Genomic DNA, 18,506 nt, shown 5'->3' with positions numbered 1-18,506 from the left:
TGGCTGGGTCCTTCCCCGCCGCAGATTCCGTACCGCGGATTCTCCGGCTGTTGGTGGTCATGGGTAAGCAGGCGTGTCGTTCCTTCGACTCTACCGGCGGGAGCGGCGCTGGAGCAGGGTGGCGCAGCGCGGCGGCCCAGCCGTGTGCCGGAACACATCGAAAAGCCGGGGGCGGCGGATAAGCGGATAGTGTGGACGCGAGAGCTTTACACACGACTGAATTCCATGAGAACGGGGAGCGCCATGGCCGAGCGAACTGGAACAGAGCAGAACGACGGCGCCGGCTTCAGCACGCGCGGGGCGTATGTCACCGGGGGTGCGGAATACACCCGGGACACCAACTACATTGAAACGCGCATCACCCGCGACGGTGCCGACGGTTATCCGGTGGAGGCCGGACGGTACCGGCTTATCGCGGCACGCGCCTGCCCCTGGGCAAACCGGGCCATCATCGTGCGGCGGCTGCTGGGGCTGGAGGACGCCATTTCGCTGGGCACGCCCGGGCCCACCCACGACGCCCGCAGCTGGACCTTCGACCTGGATCCCGACGGCAGGGACCCCGTCCTGGGCATTGAACGCTTGCAGGAAGCCTTCTTCCGGCGCACGCCCGGCTACAGCCGCGGCATCACCGTTCCCGCGATCGTGGACATTCCCAGCGGCGCCGTCGTGACCAATGACTTTCCGCAGATCACTGAGGACTTCTCGACGCAGTGGAAGGACCTCCACCGCGACGGCGCACCGGACCTGCTGCCGGCGGAACACCTGGAGGAAATGCGCGCCGTCAACAAGCGGATCTTCACCGAGGTCAACAACGGCGTCTACCGCTGCGGATTCGCCGGCTCGCAGGATGCCTACAACGCCGCGTACGACCGGCTGTGGGCGGCGATGGACTGGCTGGAGGATCGGCTGTCCCGGCAGCGCTATCTGGTTGGCGACACCATCACCGAGGCTGATGTCCGCCTGTTCACGACGCTGGTCCGTTTTGATCCGGTCTACCACGGCCACTTCAAATGCAACCGGAACAAGCTCACGGAAATGCCCAACCTCTGGGGGTACGCCCGGGACCTGTTCCAGACGCCCGGCTTCGGGGACACCGTCGATTTTGAGCAGATCAAGGCGCACTACTACATCGTTCATGAGGACATTAACCCCACCGGAATCGTCCCCAAGGGGCCGGAACTCTCCGGCTGGCTCACCGGGCACGGCCGGGAGCGGCTGGGCGGCCGCCCGTTCGGCGACGGAACTGCTCCGGGCCCGGTCCGGGCGGGGGAAGAAGTGGCTGCGGGCCCGGAGGGCCGGCAGCAGCCGTCCGCATGAATCCTCACGGCCCCGCGTAGTTTTCCAAATTGCCGGTTAACAGGGCATGGAAATGTTTCATAAGCGCCCGAACTGTAGGTTAGCCTTACTTAAGATTATTCCGTCTTGAAGGAGGTGCCGCCGTGGGCGTGAAGATCAGCCGCCCCGCACCGGCACCTCACCCCGTCGGTCCGGCAGCTCAAACCGTCAGTCCGGCAGCGCAGTCCGGCCCGCACCCGGCGCCGCAGCCGGCGCCGCGAACCGGCGCACATCCGGCCGCGCGCCGGGGCGTCCTGCTTGCCGCCTCGATCGCCGGGCTGGCGTTGGCCTGCCTTGCGTCGGTGGCCTTTGGTGCACGGGCGCTGTCCTTGGAGACCGTCTTTCAGGCACTGACCGCCTATGACCCGGGGAACGGGGACCACGCAGTGGTGGTGTCCCGCATTCCGCGCACCGTTCTGGGGCTGCTGGCTGGCGGCGCGCTGGGACTCGCGGGAGCCGCGATGCAGGGCGTGGCCCGCAACCCCCTGGCGGATCCCGGAATCCTGGGCGTCAACGCCGGAGCCGCGTTCTTCGTTGTCCTGGGCATTTACGGCTTCGGTGTAACCGCGTTTGCCGGCTATATCTGGTTTGCCCTGGCCGGAGCCGCGCTCGCCGCCGTCGTGGTCTACACGGTGGCCAGCCTGGGCCGCGAAGGTGCCACCCCGGTGAAGCTGGCCCTGGCCGGCGCCGCCCTCTCCGCCGGGCTCAGTTCGCTGATGAGCGCCCTGCTGGTCTCCAGCCAGCAGACCTTCGACATCTTCCGGTTCTGGCAGGTGGGCAGCGTCGCGGGCCGCGGCTGGGACGTGATCACAGCCGTGCTGCCGTTCCTGGCCGTCGGCGCCGTCATCACCCTGGGCGCCGGCCGCGCGCTGAACGGGCTGTCCCTGGGCGATGACCTGGCCCGCGGGCTGGGCCAGCGGGTGGGGCTCAGCCGGGGGATCACAGCCCTGGGAGTGGTGCTGCTGTGCGGCGCCGCCACCGCCGCCGCGGGTCCGATCGGCTTTGTGGGCCTGGTCATCCCGCACATGGTGCGCTCCCTGACCGGCCCCGATTACCGATGGATCCTCCCGTTCTCCCTGGTCCTGGCCCCGGTCCTGCTGATCGTCGCCGACGTTGCCGGGCGACTGGCCCTGCCGCCGGGAGAAATTCCCGTTGGCGTCATGACGGCAGTGATCGGCGCACCGGTGTTTATCTGGCTGGTTCGGCGCCGGAAGCAGGCGCAGCTGTGAGCGCGCTGCTGGACCGCTCATCCGCCCGCTCCGGGAGCGCCTCCGGGAGCGGCTCCGTGCCGCCGGAATCCGGCGGCGCAGTGATCCGGGCGGCCCGCCGCAGGTCCGCCCGCCGCCTCCGCACGGTGACCGCGGCCCTGGCCGGCGCCGTCGTCGTCCTCTTCGCCGTGAGCATCCTGCTGGGCACCTACACCGTAACCATCCCCGATTTTTTCCGGATCCTGGGCGGAGAACAGATTCCGGGCGCCACCTACATCGTGATGGAAAGCAAGCTGCCGCGGGCCGTCATCGGCACCCTGGTCGGTGCCGCGCTGGGGATCGCCGGCAGCGTCTTCCAGACCATGCTGCGCAACCCGCTGGCCAGCCCGGACATCATCGGCATCAGTTACGGCGCCAGCGCCAGCGCGGTCGTCGGGATTGTGGTCTTCGGGGCGCGGGGAACCACGGTTTCCCTGGCTGCGCTGGCCGGCGCGCTAATCGTGGCCCTGGCCATCTATCTGCTCTCCCGGCAGGGGGGAGCGGCCGGATACCGGCTCATCCTGGTGGGCATCGGGTTTGCCGCAGTGATGCAGGCAGTTGTCATGTTCCTGATGACCCGCACCGATGTCCGCACGGCCTCGCAGGCGCTGGTGTGGCTGAACGGCTCCCTGAATTCCGCCAGCTGGGACCGCGCCGGAGCCCTCGCCGTCGCCCTGCTGGTCCTGCTGCCGGTCACCGCGGTGCTCGCCCGGCAGCTGCGCGGGCTCGAACTCGGCGATGACACCGCCGCCGGACTGGGCCTGCGGGTGGAAGCGTCCCGGCTGGGCCTGCTCGTCACCGGTGTGGCCCTGGCCGCCGTCGCCACCGCCGCCGCCGGCCCGGTATCCTTTATCGCCTTCCTCTCCGGGCCCATAGCCCGCCGCCTGCTGGGCGGCCGCCAGTCCCTGGCGGCCTCGGCACTGGTGGGATCAGTGATCGTGCTGGCCGCTGATTTTGCCGGTGCCAATCTGGTGCCCGGAGTGTCCCTGCCGGTGGGCGTGGTCACCGGCGCCCTGGGCGCTCCGTTCCTGCTGTGGCTGCTGGTCACTTCCAACCGTGTAGGCCGAGGAGGCTGAGATGGGTTCCCATTTCCAAAACCAGCGGGATGTCCAGGACGGGCAAGACCTGAACGCCCTGAGCGCCCAGGACGTGGTGCTCGCCTACGGGGAGCGCACCGTGGTCGACGGGCTGTCCGTCACGCTGCCGGCCGGCCGGATCACGATGATTGTCGGCGCCAATGCCTGCGGCAAGTCGACGCTGCTGCGCGGCCTGGCCCGGCTGCTCAAACCGACCCGCGGAACGGTGCTGCTCGGCGGCCGGGACATCTCCTCCCGCCCCGCGCGTGAGGTGGCCCGGATCCTGGGGCTGCTGCCCCAGACCCCCACCGCGCCGGACGGCATCACCGTCGCCGACCTCGTGGGCCGCGGCCGGTACCCGCATCAGGGCTGGTTCCGCCAGTGGACGCAGGCCGACGACGACGCCGTTGCCGCCGCGCTGGAAGCGACCGGCACCCTGGACCTGGCCGAACGGAACGTCGACGAGCTCTCCGGCGGCCAGCGCCAGCGCGTCTGGATTGCCATGGCCCTGGCCCAGGAGACGGAGGTCCTGCTGCTGGATGAGCCCACGACATTCCTGGACGTCACGCACCAGATCGAGGTGCTGGACCTGATCACCGACCTCAACCGCCGGTCCGGCACCACGGTGGCAATCGTGCTGCACGACCTTAACCTGGCCGCCCGCTATGCTGACCATTTGATTGCGATGAAAGCCGGAGCGATCGCCGCCCAGGGCGCCCCGGCAGACGTCGTCACGGAAGACCTCGTGCATGACGTATTTGGTCTTGAATCCCGCGTCATCACCGATCCTGTGTCCGGGACGCCTATGGTGGTTCCTTTGGGGCGGCATCACCAGGCTCCAGCGGAGAAGGAACAGCCGGAGAAGGAACCGCAGGAGAAGGAACAACAGGAGAAGGAACCGCACGAGCAAGCTCCATCGGAGAAGGGGCGCGCTGCCGGCCCTGTGGGCTACCTGCCCAATCCGCACGACATCCGCAGCGCATCCGACACCGAAACCCGCCTGGAGGCAGCATCATGACGCAAGTCAGTACCCGCACCGGAGCAACAGCCGCACCCCGCAAGGCACGCCGTGCCTCCAGCGCCGGAGCGGTGATGTGCTTCGACGTTGAGGTGAGGCGGGTACAGCGGCTGAGCGGCAACTTCCAGCGGATCACCTTTGCCGGTCCCTGCCTGGCCGAGTTCGGCGTTCAGGGGCAGACCCACGACCTGCGGATCAAGGTTGTTGTGCCCTCCGTCGACGCAGCCGGCCAGCCGATCGCCGTTCCGGAATTCGACTGCAGCGACACCAGCTGGTACCGCAACTGGCTGCAGCTGGACGCCGGTGTGCGCGGTTCCATGCGCACCTACACGGTCCGTGCGGCACGCTGCGTCGGCGCGGATCCGGAGATCGACGTCGATTTCGTCCTGCATTTCGACGAGCAGGGCAAGGGCGGGCCCGCCTCCAGCTGGGCTGCTGCAGCGCAGCCCGGTGACAAGGTGAGCATCATCGGCCCGAACGCCGCCCATTGCATCACCGCGGAGAGCTACGGCGGAATTGAGTGGCGTCCGGGAATGGCGCGGCACATCCTGCTGGCCGGTGATGAAACGGCAGTCCCCGCCATCACGGCCATCCTGGAATCCCTGCCCGCTGACATCACCGGGCATGCACTGCTGGAGGTGCCCGCCGACTCCGACATGCAGCCGGTCGTGACCGATTCCTCAGTTCAGGTCACCTGGCTGTCCCGCGGCGCCCGCCCCCACGGCGAGCTCCTGGAAGCAGCTGTCCGCAACGCCGTCGCGCTTCCCGGCTGGGCCTCGGTGGAGGGGGCGCCGGTCCCGCCGCGGCAGGAAATCGCGCGGCAGGAGATCGAGGACGTCAACGTGGACGAAGCCATCCTCTGGGAGACCCCGCAGCGGCTCACCGCGGCCGCAGTGAAGGCCACGCCGAACCCGCTCACGCCTTCCGGTGCCCTGCCGTTCTACGCGTGGATCGCCGGCGAGGCGGCAGTGGTCCGCGGGCTGCGCCGGTACCTGGTCAGCGAAGCCGGAATCGACCGCAAGCAGGTGGCCTTCATGGGCTACTGGCGCAGCGGCCGGGCCGAACTCTAACCGTCCGACCGCCGACCCGGCGCCGGTCCTGAGGCGCCGGGCGCAGGGCATGTTGGGGTTGGTCACATTCTGTGGCCGCCGAAAGTTCTTCGCCGGTAAAGTGGATATTGGGTTGAGGCGCAGCCTGCCCTCCCCGTGCTCCAAGAGGTTCATTGTTCAATACCTTTCTGCCGAGAATCGCACAGAGGTGATGAATTACGAATATCTCAACAGAGACCATGCGATACTTTTCCGAACTCAAGACCCGGCTCCTGAACTGGGCCACCGATGACCGGCCCCCGGGGCTGGAACTGAAGTCGACAGTCGAAAAGCACCTTCCCGAAGAGCTTCCCCCGGCAGTGACCACCTTCACAAAGCGCCTGCCCGCGAAGCTCCCCCCGGCGGTCAAGGCCGGAGCCCTGAACCGGGATTGGCTGACCAACCGGGACTGGCTGTCCACCCCGCTCCGCAAGACCGGTGCCATCAGTGCCGGTGCGGCGCTGGCCCTGGGCTCCGTCGTCGTCGGAACCGCCCAGGCCGCGCAGCCGGCCGATGTGGAGCGCACCGTGGCTGTCTCCGAGATGGATCCGACCCTCGACGGCGAGGGTGAGGGGAATCCGGAAGCCCAGGGCGCGGCCGACGGAGGCGAACCTCCTGCCGACGGCGGCGAACCTCCTGCCGACGGCGGCGAGGCACCGGCACCCGTGGGGGAAGCCGCACCCGCTGAAGAGCCCCCGGCCGAGGAGCCCGCACCCGCGGAGGAGCCCGCACCCGAGCCGGTCGTTGAGGAAACCGGGCCCGTGGTACCCGTGGACGACGTGCGGGTGACCTGTCCGTACGGCTGGCGGACGAATGTGAATCCGCTGCTGCCCGCCGGTTCCTCGGAGCTCCACAACGGCATGGACTTCGGCGCCACCACGGGGACCCCGGTGAAGTCTGTCCTCCCGGGCACCGTGACCTACGCCGAATACCACCAGTACGGTGGCCTGCGCATCGTGGTGGACCACGGCGACGGCACCGAGACCACCTACAACCACCTGAACGAGATCCTGGTCGATGTGGGCCAGGTGGTGGGCGCCGGCGAAATGATCGGTACCGTCGGCAGCACCGGAAACTCCACCGGCCCGCACCTGCACTTCGAGATGATGCGGAACGGTGAGTACGTGGATCCGGCGCCCCTGCTGGGGCTCTAGCCCCTGCCCGGGGCTGGAGCTCCGGAGTACCTAGACCCGGGGATCCGTGAGGATCGCCGGGTCCTTCTTCCCGTGCGGCATCCGGACCCGCAGGGAACCCGGGTCCACCCGGAACGCGACGTGGGATGCCGTGCCCAGATGGTCGCCGTCGACCTCGAATTCCTGCGGAACCTCGGTGAAGATTTCGGCTTCCTTGCACTGGTAGTAGTCCACGGAGGTGCTTCCCTTTCCGCGGCGCAGCAGGCCTTTGACAACGCTGAGCCAGCCGAACCGGCCCTTGGGGGACATGGTCATGATGTCCAGCAGCCCGTCGTCGATGCGGGCGCCGGGGAAAATCTCCAAGCCGCCCACGATCTTTCCGCAGTTCCCGCCCATCACGCTGCGGGGATGGCCCGAGATTTCCTTGCCGCCGTCCAGCCGGATGGTGCTCTTGACCGGCTTGCCGGGAAGATTCCGGACGCCGGCGTCGACATAGGCCAGCCAGCCCACGCGGTCCTTGAGGGTGTCGTTCGTGTCGCCCATCAGGGCCGCGTCGTAGCCGAGGCCGGCCATGACCAGGAAAACGTCGCCTTTCAGTTCCCGGTCCAGGATGACGCGGACGACGTCGATGGCGCGGTCGGTGCCCGTGAGGGCGGCGGTGACGGCACCCTCCGGATCATCGACGGCAATGTCCAGGTTCCGGGCCAGGAGGTTTCCGGTTCCCAGCGGAAGCAGGCCGAGCGGGGTGTCCGTGCCGGCCAGTTCGGCGGCGACGCAGCGCACCGTGCCGTCACCGCCGGCAGCGATCACCAGGTCCACCCCGGCCTCCAGCGCCTCACGGGCCATGCCGCGGCCGGGATCGTCCTCGGCGGTTTCCAGCCACATCGGCTCCTCCCAGCCTTCGTCCCGGCAAATCCCGTTGACCAAGGCACGGATGTCATAGTCGGTTTTCTTGATGGGGTTCACAATGACGGCGGCGCGCTGGCGCGTTCCGGCGGCTGAGCTGGCTGAGCTGGCCATGGGGTCCTTTTTGATTGCAGCGGGATGGTACGGGCGTGCGGCATGTGGGCTTGTGTCGAGTCTAATCCGCCGACGGGCGCTGCGGCGCCCGGTGCGGCAACCGGAACGGAGGACTTGTAACCTGTGGGAGTGACTTTTACTTCTCGTTATGTGGCTCTGGGCGATTCCTTTACCGAAGGCGTGGGGGACTGGGACGATTCCCGGCCCAACGGCGTCCGGGGCTGGGCGGACCGTGTGGCCGAACAGCTGATCCTTGCCGAAGGTTCCTGGGGCTACGCCAACCTGGCGATCCGGGGCAAGAAACTGCACCAGGTGCTGGCGGAGCAGGTGGACGCCGCGATCGCGCTGGAACCTACCCTGATCACCATCTACGCCGGCGGCAACGACATCCTGCGCCCGAAGGTGGACATCGATGCGCTGGTGGACGCGTACGACGCCGGCATCGCCAAGCTGTGTGCCTCGGGTGCCGCCGTGCTGGTGTTCACCGGCTTCGACTCCGGCCAGGCTCCCGTGTTCAGCGCCACCCGCGGCCGCACCGCCCTCTACAACGAGCTGGTGCGGGAGTCCGCCGACCGCCACGGCGCCGAACTGGTGGACTACTGGCGGATGAAGGAACTCCAGGACGAGCGCTACTGGGACATCGACCGGCTGCACATGTCGCCTGCCGGACACATGCTTATGGCAAAGAGGGTCCTGGAAGTCCTGCGCCGCACGGATGCCATCGACCTGCCGGAGCTGGAGGCCCTGCCTGCCCGGACCCGGGCCGAGCAGCTGCGGCGGGATGCCCAGTGGGCGCGGGAATACCTGGGGCCGTGGGTCGGGCGCCGGCTGCGGGGGATCTCCTCCGGCGACAAGCTCACCGCGAAGTACCCGGTCCCGGTGCGCATCGAGGCTCCTGCCGGGATCTGATGCCCGGAAACCACCTGTACCGAGGCTTTCCGGCGGAAAATACGGCCAAAAAGGCGTTCCCGTGAGATGTTTCACAATCGCCGCTGTAGTTCTTATGGTGGCGCGGATTCAGCCGCGCGCGGTGCCCCTGAAACGGAGCCAGGCTGCCCCGCAATTCGGCAAGCGGGGGTGTTTTTCCTAAACTTGATGCTCTGCCCGGCGCCTATTGCGGCGTCTGGCCGGTTGCTTCCGATACACGCAGCTGACTTCTAGGAAAGATAAGCCAACATGCCTAAAGATGCACCGCTTTTGCGCCGCCCCGCCCTGAGGCGCCGGCGCCTTCGTGTCGATGACGTGAACGTCGTCGACAAATCAATGATGAAAAAGGCCGTCGGCGGAACCGTCGTCGGCAACACCATGGAATGGTTTGACATCGGTGTCTACGGCTATCTGGCCGTCACCATGGGTGCTGTATTCCTCTCAGAGGCCGACGCCTCCGCTCAGCTGATCTTCAGCCTGGGTGTCTTCGCTGCAACCTTCCTTGCCCGCCCCTTGGGCGGCATCGTCTTCGGCCGCATCGGCGACCGCATGGGCCGCCAGAAGACCCTGGCCACCACGCTGATCCTGATGGCCGCCTCGACCTTCGTCATCGGGCTGCTGCCCGGCTACGACACCATCGGCATGTGGGCTCCGGTCCTCCTGGTGCTGATGAAACTCATCCAGGGGTTCTCCACCGGCGGCGAGTATGCCGGTGCCACCACCTTTGTGACCGAGTACGCCTCGGACAAGCGCCGCGGCTTCCTCTCCAGCATCCTGGATCTGGGCAGCTACATGGGCTTCGCCCTTGGTGCAGGCGTGGTCTCCATCATGCAGCTGACGCTGAGCGCCGAAACCATGCTGGACTGGGGCTGGCGCATTCCGTTCCTGATCGCCGGTCCGCTCGGCATGATCGCGATCTACTTCCGCTTGAAGATCGAAGAATCACCGGCGTTCCAGGCCACCCTGGATGCCCAGGAGGAAAACGCCGCGTCAGACCACCCCGACGAGTCCGCCACGCCTCCCGGCACCCTGGCCATGATCGGCCTCTACTGGCGTCCGATCCTCGTCGCCATGGTCCTGGTGGCCGCAGCAAACACCGTCGGATACACGCTGACGTCCTACATGCCGTCGTACCTGACGGATTCCATGGGCTATGACGCCCTGCACGGCACGCTGCTGACCATTCCGGTCCTGGTGCTGATGGCACTGTGCATCCCGCTGGCCGGAAAGCTCTCGGACCGCATCGGCCGCCGCCCGGTCCTGCTGATGGGCGCCGGTTTCACCATCGTCCTGGCCGTTCCGGCGTTCCTGCTGATCGGCATGGGTCCGGTCTGGTCCACGCTGCTGGGCCTGATCCTGCTCGCCCTGCCCGTCACGCTGTACGTGTCCAACCTGGCCTCCGCGCTTCCGGCCCTGTTCACCACGGCCAGCCGCTACGGGGCCATGGGCATTTCGTACAACTTTGCCGTGGCCATCTTCGGCGGCACCGCGCCGTTGATCATGCAGGGTCTGATCAACCTCACTGACAACGACATGATGCCGGCCTTCTGGCTGATGGCGACCTCCGTCGTCGGCGCCGTGGCCGTGTTCATCATGAAGGAATCGGCCAACCGGCCCATGCCGGGCTCCATGCCCAGCGTCGACACCGCCGAGGAAGCCCACGAACTGGTGGCCACCCAGGACGAGAACCCCCGGCTCGACGTCGACTCCCTGCCCTTCGCCACGGAGACGGCTGAAGCAGACGGCAGCACCAAGCAGTAAGCAGCAAGCAGTCGACAGCCGGCCCGCCGATCATTGAAGGCTCAACCAACCATGGGAGAATGGACGCATGAGTGAACTTGCTGCACCAGCCCCCCGGTGGCTGAGTCCCGATGAACGGCGGGCCTGGCTGGCCCTGTATGCCGTTGCCACGCGGCTTACCCCCACTCTGGATGCCGACCTGTTTCGCAGGGCGCGGATAACCCTCTTTGACTATCACGTGCTGGCGATGGCTTCCGAGGCTCCCGGCCGCGCACTGCCGATGAGCGAACTGGCGGCACGGTCCAACGCCTCCCTCTCCCGGCTGTCCCATGTGGTAAAAAAGCTGGAGAACCGGGGCTGGATGGAACGCTCCCCGTCTCCGGATGACGCCCGCGTGACCACCGCGGCGCTCACCGACGAAGGACTGGCCGCCCTCGAAGGGCTGGCTCCGGATCACGTCCGATCCGTGCGGGACCTGGTGTTCGACGGGCTTGATGCCCGCGACGTCGAGGACCTGGAACGGGTGGGGCGCAAAATTCTGGCCCGGATCGAGCCGGGCAACAGCATTCTGGAAAACGACCAGACATGACGTGGGGATTCCTGCCAGCGTAGGAAACACTTGAAAACCCACTTTCGTCCCAAGCGAGAGGCACTTTTCCATGCAGGCATCACGGATTTTGACAATTATTCTTGCCGGCGGAGCGGGCGGCAGGCTCGGCGCGCTCACCGAGCACCGGGCCAAGCCGGCCATGCCGGTGGCGGGATCCTACCGGCTCATCGACGTGCCGCTGTCCAACCTCCACAACAGCGGTTTCTCGGATGTCTGGATCGTGGAGCAGTACAAGCCCAAGTCCCTCAATGACCATCTCGTCAGCGGGCGTCCCTGGGACCTGGACCGAACCAACGGCGGCCTGCGGGTGCTTCCGCCCTACCAGGGCGGCGAGGGCGAGGGCTTCGCTGAAGGCAACGCAGACGCCCTGTACAAGCAGGCCGACTACATCCGCGAATACGATCCCGACCTGGTAATGGTGCTCAGCGCCGACCACCTGTACCGGCTGGACTACCGCGACGTAGTGGCCACGCATCAGGCGGCCAACGCCGCGCTCACGGTGGTGACCACGAAGATCCGGAACAATCCCTCGGACCACGGCGTGGTCGAAGCCGAGGGCGGCGCGGTGACCGGCTTCGAGTACAAGCCGAAGCGGCCGAAGACGGACCGAGTGGCCGCTGAAATTTTCCTCTACGACGCCGACGTCCTGCTCACTGCCATGGATGAGCTGGTGGAAAAGGAAGGCCGGCTCGACGACTACGGCGACCAGTTGATCCCGTACCTGGTGCAGACCGAAAAGGTTGCCGAGCACCGGCTCGAGGGCTACTGGCGGGACATGGGAACTCCGCGCAGCTACCACCAGGGCCACATGGACCTCATAGACGGCCGCGGCCTGGCCTTTGATGACCCGCAGTGGCCCATCCTCAGCGCAGCTCCCCGGCTGCTGCCCGGCTACGTCGGGGAGGGGGCCCGCGTTTCCGCCAGCCTGCTCGCCCCGGGCTCGCGCGTGGAAGGCGCCGTGCACCGCAGCGTGATCGGGCCGGGCACCGTCATCGAAGCGGGTGCCGAGGTTGATTCCTGCGTGATCCTCGGCGATGTGCGGATCAGCTCCGGAGCCCGGCTCCGGAACGCCATCGTGGATGCAGACGCGGTGATTGGCGGCGGCACGGAACTGGACGGGGCACAGCTGGATCCGGACGCCGGTGTGGTGGTCGTGGGCGCAGACGGCGCCGTCGACGCGCCGCCGTCGTCCTGACCGCCAGTGAGCTCAGGCACGTTAACCGGATAGGGTGTCCCGCTGGTTTGAATGAAAGCCGGGTTGCCCCTAGGATAGAGAGGCGTTAAGTTGCGCCTGTGTCCACCGGTCCCGCTTCCATGCGGTCGGACGGACATTTGCGCGGCCACCCGTATAAACCTAGAATTGAAGGCTGTCCCGGCAGATACTGCTTGGCTTCCTGAACTTCACCGTCTTCCCCGCGGCGAGGCACTTCGGCTGGATCTCACCCCGCCAGGTTCACCTCCGGAAAGTCGCAGTAATAACGGTGTCAAAACTGGTGGCGGGACGCTCTTTATGGCAGGTGCTTAGGCAAACGCCCTGTGTCTGTTTTTTGAGGACCGTCATATTTACTACAACTGGAGGAGAGAGATCATGGCAGCATACTGCCAGGTAACCGGAGCCATTCCCGGCTTTGGTCACAGCATTTCGCACTCGCACCGCCGCAACAAGCGCCGGTTCGACCCGAATATTCAGAAGAAGCGCTACTGGGTTCCGTCCCTGCGCCGCAACGTGACGCTGCAGGTTTCGGCCCGCGGGATCAAGACGATCGACGTGCGCGGTATCGACGCCGTCGTCACTGACCTTATCTCGAAGGGTGTGAAGCTCTAGTGGCTAAGGACAAGGACGTACGTCCGATCATCAAGCTGAAGTCGACCGCCGGCACCGGGTACACGTATGTGACCCGCAAGAACCGTCGTAACGACCCGGACCGCATGGTTCTGAAGAAGTACGACCCGAAGATCCGCCAGCACGTCGAATTCCGTGAGGAGCGCTAAACATGGCAAAGAAGTCAAAGATTGCCCGCAATGAGCAGCGTAAGGTCATTGTTGAGCGCTACGCTGCAAAGCGCCTCGAACTGAAGAAGACCCTGGTGGATCCGAACGCCACCGACGAAGCCCGCGAAGCTGCACGCCTCGGCCTGCAGAAGCTTCCGCGCAACGCCTCGCCGGTCCGCCTTCGCAACCGCGACCAGATCGACGGCCGCCCCCGCGGTACCCTCCAGAAGTTCGGTATCTCGCGCGTCCGTTTCCGCAACATGGCCCACGCAGGCGAACTGCCGGGCGTCAAGAAGTCCAGCTGGTAAGCATCGCTTAACTGAGCTGTGAAAAGGGCGGCAACCTTCGGGTTGCCGCCCTTTTTGCTGCCCGGCAACCGCCTGTTCGGGACGCGGCTCCGCTGGCTGCTGGGTCCGGGGACGGCGGACACCGGTTCCCACTCTCTGGGGCACCTGTTGCCTCCCGGGACCCCGTTTGCCCCGGGAGGCACCACGGGTTGGGAACCAGTGCGGCTCCGACGACGGCGGCGGTCCGGGGTGCGGCGGCGGGGGATCCGGCGGGGGATCCGGCGGGGAGGATGCGCGGGCGGGAATCCGCGCCGTTGCGGGGATTAAGCCTAAGAGGTCCGAAGGCGGAAATGGCACCGTTTTCTGGGCTGAGAGCGGAAAAAACCGCTAAAAACAGCGGATTTTGCCTGATTTTCGGTGTCGGGCTGGTAAGTTTTCCAACAGTGGCGGTTTCGCATCCGTGATCCGCTCGAGCTAACCCCTAGTCCAGGAGGACATAAATTGGCTATGAACCGCAGTGAGCTTGTTGCAGCAGTCGCAGAGAAGTCCGGCAACAGCCAGACCGCAGTGAACGGCGTTCTTGACGCTGTCTTCGACATCTTCGCAACCTCTGTTGCCAACGGTGAAAAGATCACCATCCCGGGCTGGCTTGCCGTTGAGCGCACCGACCGTGCCGCCCGCACCGGCCGCAACCCGCAGACCGGCGAAACCATTCAGATCCCCGCAGGCCACAGCGTCAAGCTGACCGCGGGCTCCAAGCTGAAGGCTGCCGTCTCCACCAAGAAGTAATCTCCTCGAACGAGGCAAGGGCCGGCGCCGAAAGGCGCCGGTCTTTTTTGTGCAATTAGCCCAAATTTCTACCGTGGGTAGAGAATAGGTACCGTGCCTAAAACTGCCAACACCGCTACCGACGCCGGCCGGACGGGAAGCGACTCCCGCCCCGTCCCCGGCGGATCACCGGCTGACCCGGCCCTCCGGAACGGCTGGCTGATCGCCGCCGTCGCCGTCATGCTCACGGCCCTCACCGGAGCCCTGATCTTCTCCGGTGCCGCCGCCGCCCAGCAGCTTTCCGACCCCGGCGCCCTTACCCGGTGGGCGCTGCCCGTTGCAAAGGCCCTCCACAACGGAGCCATGGCCGCGGTAATCGGGTCCCTCGTCTTCTCGGTGGCCATCCTCCCCAAATCCCTGAAGCTGAAGCGGGGCCGCAGGGTCGAGGCCGGTGAACCCGAACATCCGGCCTTCTCCCGGGCCCTTGCCCTCGCCGGCGCGGCATCAGCGGTCTGGACCCTGTCCGCCGTCGCCGTGCTGCTCTTCACCTACTCGGATGTGTCCGGGCTGCCGCTGAGCTCAGATCCGAGCTACACGCAGGGGCTGGGCGCCTTCGTCACCGATTTCTCCGCCGGACGCGCCTGGCTGGCCGTGAGCATTATCGCCGCAGTGGTGACCACCCTGGCCTTCGGAATCCGCTCCCTGAACACCCTGGCCGCGACCACTGTGCTGGCCGCCGGAGCCATTGTCCCCATCGCCCTGGTGGGCCACTCCGCCGGCGGCGACGACCACAGTGCCGCCGTCAACTCGATCGGCCTGCACCTGGCGGGCGTCTGCCTGTGGATCGGCGGACTCATCGTCCTGGCCGTGGTGTCCCGCCAGCTGGGCCCCATCACGGGCCTGGTGCTGCGGCGCTATTCCGCACTGGCCGGCTTCGCCTTCGCACTGGTGTTCCTGTCCGGCGTCGTCAACGCTTCCCTGCGGATCACCTCCTTCGCCCAGCTGAACTCCGACTGGGGCACGCTGGTGATCTTCAAGGCGTCCGCGACCCTGCTCCTCGGCGTCATCGGTTTCCTGCACCGCCGCTGGATCATTCCGCAGCTGCCGGCCAAGGTGCCGGGCTCGGCGGCCGGCTCCAGCGAGCAGGGCGGTCCCCGGCAGAAGAGCGCCAACCGCATCCTCTGGCAGCTCATCGCCGTCGAACTGCTGATCATGGGCGCCGTCTCCGGCGTGGCCGTGGCGCTGGGCCGCACCGCCACCCCCCGGCCCGAGGAGCTGCCGCCCGACGCCTCGCCCGCGCGCATCCTGACGGGCTACGACCTGCCGCCGGAGCTGACCCTCGAGCGCTACCTCACGGAATGGCGGTTCGACTGGCTCTGGGTGGCCATCGTGGCCGTCCTCGCCATCACCTACCTCCGCGGCGTGGTCAAGGTCCGCCGCCGCGGAGACAAATGGTCACTGGTCCGGACCCTGTGCTGGCTGGCGGGACTGGCCCTGCTGACCTACGTCACCTCGGGCGCACCTGCGGTGTACGGCATGGTCCTCTTCAGCACCCACATGCTCGGCCACATGACCCTGACCATGGTGGTTCCCCTGTTCCTGGTCCTCGGCGCACCGGTGACGCTGGCGCTGAAGGCCCTGACGCCGCGCGGCGACGGCACCCGCGGCATCCGGGAATGGATCCTGGTGGGCGTGCACTCGTGGTTCTCGAAGCTGGTCACCCACCCGATCTTCGCCGCGGTCAACTTCGCCGGATCCATCGTGGTGTTCTACTACTCGGAACTGTTCGGCTTTGCCCTGCGCCAGCACGTGGGCCACGAGCTGATGATCGTGCACTTCCTGCTGACCGGCTACATCTTCGTCCTGACGATGATCGGCATCGACCCGCTGCCGTACCGGGCACCGTATCCGCTGCGCCTGGTGATCCTGCTCGCCACCATGGCGTTCCACGCATTCTTCGGGGTGGCAGTGATGGGCGGCACCTCGCTGATCCAGGCGTCCTACTTCGGAAACATGGGCCGGGAGTGGGGGCTCTCCGCCCTCGCCGACCAGCAGCTGGGCGGATCCATCATGTGGGGGGTCGGCGAAATTCCCACCGTAATGGTGGCCATTGGCGTGGCGCTGCAGTGGTCACGGACCGACGCCCGCGAAACACGGCGCAAGGACCGGGCCGCCGAGCGGAATAATGAGGCCGAGCTGGCCGCTTACAACAACATGTTCGCCAATCTGGCCAAGCGGGATGCCAGCAGCCCTGAAGGAGATCGTTAATGACTGAAACCGTGCGCGCCGGGTACCGGGTGCGGGCCTCCGAACTGGAGGGCCGCAACTGGCTCAACACCGGCGGCCGCCAGCTGGGCCTCGAAGACCTGCGCGGCAAGATTGTGCTCCTGGATTTCTGGACCTTCTGCTGCATCAACTGCCTGCATGTCCTGGATGAGCTGCGCCCGCTGGAAGAGAAATACTCCGACGTGCTGGTCACGGTGGGCGTGCATTCGCCCAAGTTTGAGCATGAGGCGGATCCCGTGGCCCTGGCCGCGGCCGTGGAGCGCTACGAAATTCACCATCCCGTCCTGGATGACCCGGAACTGACCACCTGGCAGGCCTACGCCGCCCGCGCCTGGCCGACCCTGGTGGTCCTGGACCCCGAGGGCTACATCGTGGCCAACCTCTCCGGCGAAGGCCATGCCGCCGGCCTGGACTCGCTGATCAGCGAACTCGTGGCCGAGCACGAAGCCAAGGGCACGCTGCACCGCGGCGACGGCCCGTATGTTCCGGCCGAGCCCACCGCCGGCAACCTGCGCTTCCCGGGCAAGGCCGTTGCGCTGCCCGAGGGCACCTTCCTGGTCGCCGATACCGGGCACCACCGCCTGGTGGAGCTCGAGGCCGACCTCGCCACTGTGCGCCGCGTCATCGGCGAGGGCAGCAAGGGCTGGCGGGACGGCAGCGCCGGCACCGCCCGCTTCAACGAACCGCAGGGCGTGGCAGTGCTTCCCGCCGCGGTCGCCGAAGCGGCGGGGTACGACGTCGTCGTGGCGGACACCGTCAACCACCGCCTGCGCGGAGTGGCCCTGGCCTCCGGAACCGTGACCACGGTTGCCGGAAACGGTGTTCAGCGGCTCCTGGACGCCGGAAACCAGACCAAGCGGGTTCCCGGGGAGGACCACCCCTCGGAATCCCGCACAGCGGACGCCAGCGGCTTCGGGCCCTCCCTGACGGAAGCCAGCCTCGGCACCGATCCCCTGAACGTCTCGCTCTCCTCGCCGTGGGACCTCACCTGGTCCCGAACCCTGGGACGCCTCGTGGTGGCCATGGCCGGCACCCACCAGATCTTCACCTTCGACCCGCTCACCGGTGCGGTGGACATCCTGGCCGGCACCGGACTGGAAGGCCTGCTGGACGGCCCCGGCGACCGCGCCTGGTTTGCGCAGTCCTCCGGGCTGGCCGAGGACGCCGCCGGCAGCATCTGGGTAGCCGATTCGGAGACCTCGGCACTGCGCCGGCTCTCCTTCACCGCGGACGACGGCGGGACGGCGGTGTCGGTGGACACCGCCGTCGGCGCCGGGCTGTTCGACTTCGGTTTCCGGGACGGCGCGGCCGGCGAGGCGCGGCTGCAGCACCCGCTGGGCGTGGCGGTGCTGCCGGACGGCTCCGTGGCGGTCGCCGATACGTACAACGGGGCGGTCCGCCGCTACGATCCGGTCACCAACACGGTGTCCACCCTGGCCCGCGGACTCTCCGAGCCCTCCGACGTCCTGGTCGACACCACCACCGCCGGTGAGCCGCTGCTGATCGTTGTGGAGGCCAACAAGCACGAACTGATCCGGCTGCCCATCCCCAAGGAGGCGCAGTCGGTGGATGAAGGCGCCCGGCAGACGCAGCGCCCGGCCAGCCCGATGGCCGCGGGCCCGGTGGGCCTGTCCGTGCGGTTCGCCGCACCCAAGGGGCAGAAGCTCGACGACCGCTGGGGTGACCCGACCCAGTTGAAGATCTCATCCTCCCCGGAGGAGCTGCTGGTCTCCGGCGGGGGCACCTCCACCGGCCTGACCCGGAAGCTGGTGCTGTCGGACTCCGTCGGCGGCGGCGTCCTGCACATCACCGCCCGCGCGGCTGCCTGCGACGGCGAACCCGGCGGCGAGATCCCGGACCACGCTGCCTGCCACCTGTACCAGCAGGACTGGGGCATTCCGGTGACGATCGACGCCGGCGGCGACACCGCGCTGACACTGGACCTGCGCGGCCTGGACTAGCCGCGGTTACCTCGCGGG

General features: G+C 67.2%; 16 protein-coding genes and 1 pseudogene. 16 read left to right on the top strand and 1 reads right to left on the bottom strand.

The genetic code is table 11. The features are described 5' to 3' along the window. The first annotated feature begins 243 nt into the window (after positions 1 to 243). The 6 genes and pseudogenes from QNO00_RS15250 to QNO00_RS15225 all read left to right on the top strand — a co-directional run bounded on the left by QNO00_RS15250 (position 244) and on the right by QNO00_RS15225 (position 6,918). Complete coding sequence (locus QNO00_RS15250) at positions 244 to 1,317, top strand: glutathione S-transferase family protein (protein WP_284025111.1); 1,074 nt, start codon at positions 244 to 246, stop codon at positions 1,315 to 1,317. A gap of 122 nt (positions 1,318 to 1,439) precedes the next feature. Continuing rightward, a complete protein-coding gene (locus QNO00_RS15245; RefSeq protein ID WP_502863429.1) occupies positions 1,440 to 2,564 on the top strand; it encodes a FecCD family ABC transporter permease in 1,125 nt (374 codons plus the stop codon). An 80-nt stretch (positions 2,565 to 2,644) separates the two neighbouring features. Continuing rightward, complete coding sequence (locus QNO00_RS15240; protein WP_442860519.1) at positions 2,645 to 3,658, top strand: FecCD family ABC transporter permease; 1,014 nt, start codon at positions 2,645 to 2,647, stop codon at positions 3,656 to 3,658. Between the two features lies 1 nt (position 3,659). Further along, positions 3,660 to 4,511: pseudogene (locus QNO00_RS15235) on the top strand (ABC transporter ATP-binding protein); the annotation flags it as partial. A 161-nt stretch (positions 4,512 to 4,672) separates the two neighbouring features. Continuing rightward, positions 4,673 to 5,746: a siderophore-interacting protein gene (locus QNO00_RS15230; protein WP_442860506.1), complete on the top strand. Its 1,074-nt coding sequence runs from the start codon at positions 4,673 to 4,675 to the stop codon at positions 5,744 to 5,746. 218 nt (positions 5,747 to 5,964) lie between these two features. Continuing rightward, positions 5,965 to 6,918 carry a M23 family metallopeptidase gene (locus tag QNO00_RS15225; RefSeq protein ID WP_284025110.1) on the top strand — a complete coding sequence of 318 codons (954 nt, stop codon included), beginning with the start codon at positions 5,965 to 5,967 and terminating at the stop codon, positions 6,916 to 6,918. A 30-nt stretch (positions 6,919 to 6,948) separates the two neighbouring features. On the opposite strand, the gene QNO00_RS15220 is transcribed toward QNO00_RS15225, so the two are convergent. After that, positions 6,949 to 7,917 (bottom strand): diacylglycerol/lipid kinase family protein, encoded by a 969-nt coding sequence (locus QNO00_RS15220; protein ID WP_229966184.1) that lies wholly within the window; start codon positions 7,915 to 7,917, stop codon positions 6,949 to 6,951. 129 nt (positions 7,918 to 8,046) lie between these two features. Here QNO00_RS15220 and QNO00_RS15215 point away from each other — a divergent pair, with 129 nt between their 5' ends. The 10 genes from QNO00_RS15215 (at position 8,047) to QNO00_RS15170 (ending at position 18,488) form a co-directional block, all read left to right on the top strand. Next, positions 8,047 to 8,826: an SGNH/GDSL hydrolase family protein gene (locus tag QNO00_RS15215; RefSeq protein ID WP_229966183.1), complete on the top strand. Its 780-nt coding sequence runs from the start codon at positions 8,047 to 8,049 to the stop codon at positions 8,824 to 8,826. 267 nt (positions 8,827 to 9,093) lie between these two features. After that, on the top strand, positions 9,094 to 10,605 hold the full coding sequence (locus tag QNO00_RS15210; RefSeq protein WP_229966182.1) for an MFS transporter: 1,512 nt from the start codon (positions 9,094 to 9,096) through the stop codon (positions 10,603 to 10,605). A gap of 67 nt (positions 10,606 to 10,672) precedes the next feature. Further along, complete coding sequence (locus QNO00_RS15205) at positions 10,673 to 11,173, top strand: MarR family winged helix-turn-helix transcriptional regulator (RefSeq protein ID WP_229966181.1); 501 nt, start codon at positions 10,673 to 10,675, stop codon at positions 11,171 to 11,173. 88 nt (positions 11,174 to 11,261) lie between these two features. Continuing rightward, positions 11,262 to 12,389 (top strand): glucose-1-phosphate adenylyltransferase family protein, encoded by a 1,128-nt coding sequence (locus QNO00_RS15200; protein WP_284025109.1) that lies wholly within the window; start codon positions 11,262 to 11,264, stop codon positions 12,387 to 12,389. A gap of 393 nt (positions 12,390 to 12,782) precedes the next feature. Beyond that, positions 12,783 to 13,019 carry a 50S ribosomal protein L28 gene (gene rpmB, locus QNO00_RS15195; RefSeq protein ID WP_284025108.1) on the top strand — a complete coding sequence of 79 codons (237 nt, stop codon included), beginning with the start codon at positions 12,783 to 12,785 and terminating at the stop codon, positions 13,017 to 13,019. Beyond that, positions 13,019 to 13,186 carry a 50S ribosomal protein L33 gene (gene rpmG / locus QNO00_RS15190; protein ID WP_013602737.1) on the top strand — a complete coding sequence of 56 codons (168 nt, stop codon included), beginning with the start codon at positions 13,019 to 13,021 and terminating at the stop codon, positions 13,184 to 13,186. Before rpmB ends, rpmG begins: the two co-directional genes overlap by 1 nt. Before the next feature lie 2 nt (positions 13,187 to 13,188). Beyond that, the gene (gene rpsN, locus QNO00_RS15185) at positions 13,189 to 13,494 is read left to right on the top strand and encodes a 30S ribosomal protein S14 (RefSeq protein WP_104053171.1); all 306 of its coding nucleotides are present in this window, start codon (positions 13,189 to 13,191) and stop codon (positions 13,492 to 13,494) included. Positions 13,495 to 13,974: 480 nt separating this feature from the next. Next, positions 13,975 to 14,262, top strand: coding sequence for an HU family DNA-binding protein (locus tag QNO00_RS15180; RefSeq protein ID WP_104053170.1), 288 nt, complete (start codon positions 13,975 to 13,977; stop codon positions 14,260 to 14,262). Between the two features lie 219 nt (positions 14,263 to 14,481). After that, on the top strand, positions 14,482 to 16,509 hold the full coding sequence (locus QNO00_RS15175; RefSeq protein WP_284025214.1) for a bifunctional copper resistance protein CopD/cytochrome c oxidase assembly protein: 2,028 nt from the start codon (positions 14,482 to 14,484) through the stop codon (positions 16,507 to 16,509). Further along, positions 16,509 to 18,488 (top strand): NHL domain-containing thioredoxin family protein, encoded by a 1,980-nt coding sequence (locus tag QNO00_RS15170; protein WP_284025107.1) that lies wholly within the window; start codon positions 16,509 to 16,511, stop codon positions 18,486 to 18,488. Before QNO00_RS15175 ends, QNO00_RS15170 begins: the two co-directional genes overlap by 1 nt. Positions 18,489 to 18,506: the final 18 nt, after the last annotated feature.

Source organism: Arthrobacter sp. zg-Y1219 (assembly GCF_030125545.1).
Lineage (GTDB): Bacteria > Actinomycetota > Actinomycetes > Actinomycetales > Micrococcaceae > Arthrobacter_B.
This window is presented reverse-complemented; position numbering and strand designations above follow the sequence as displayed.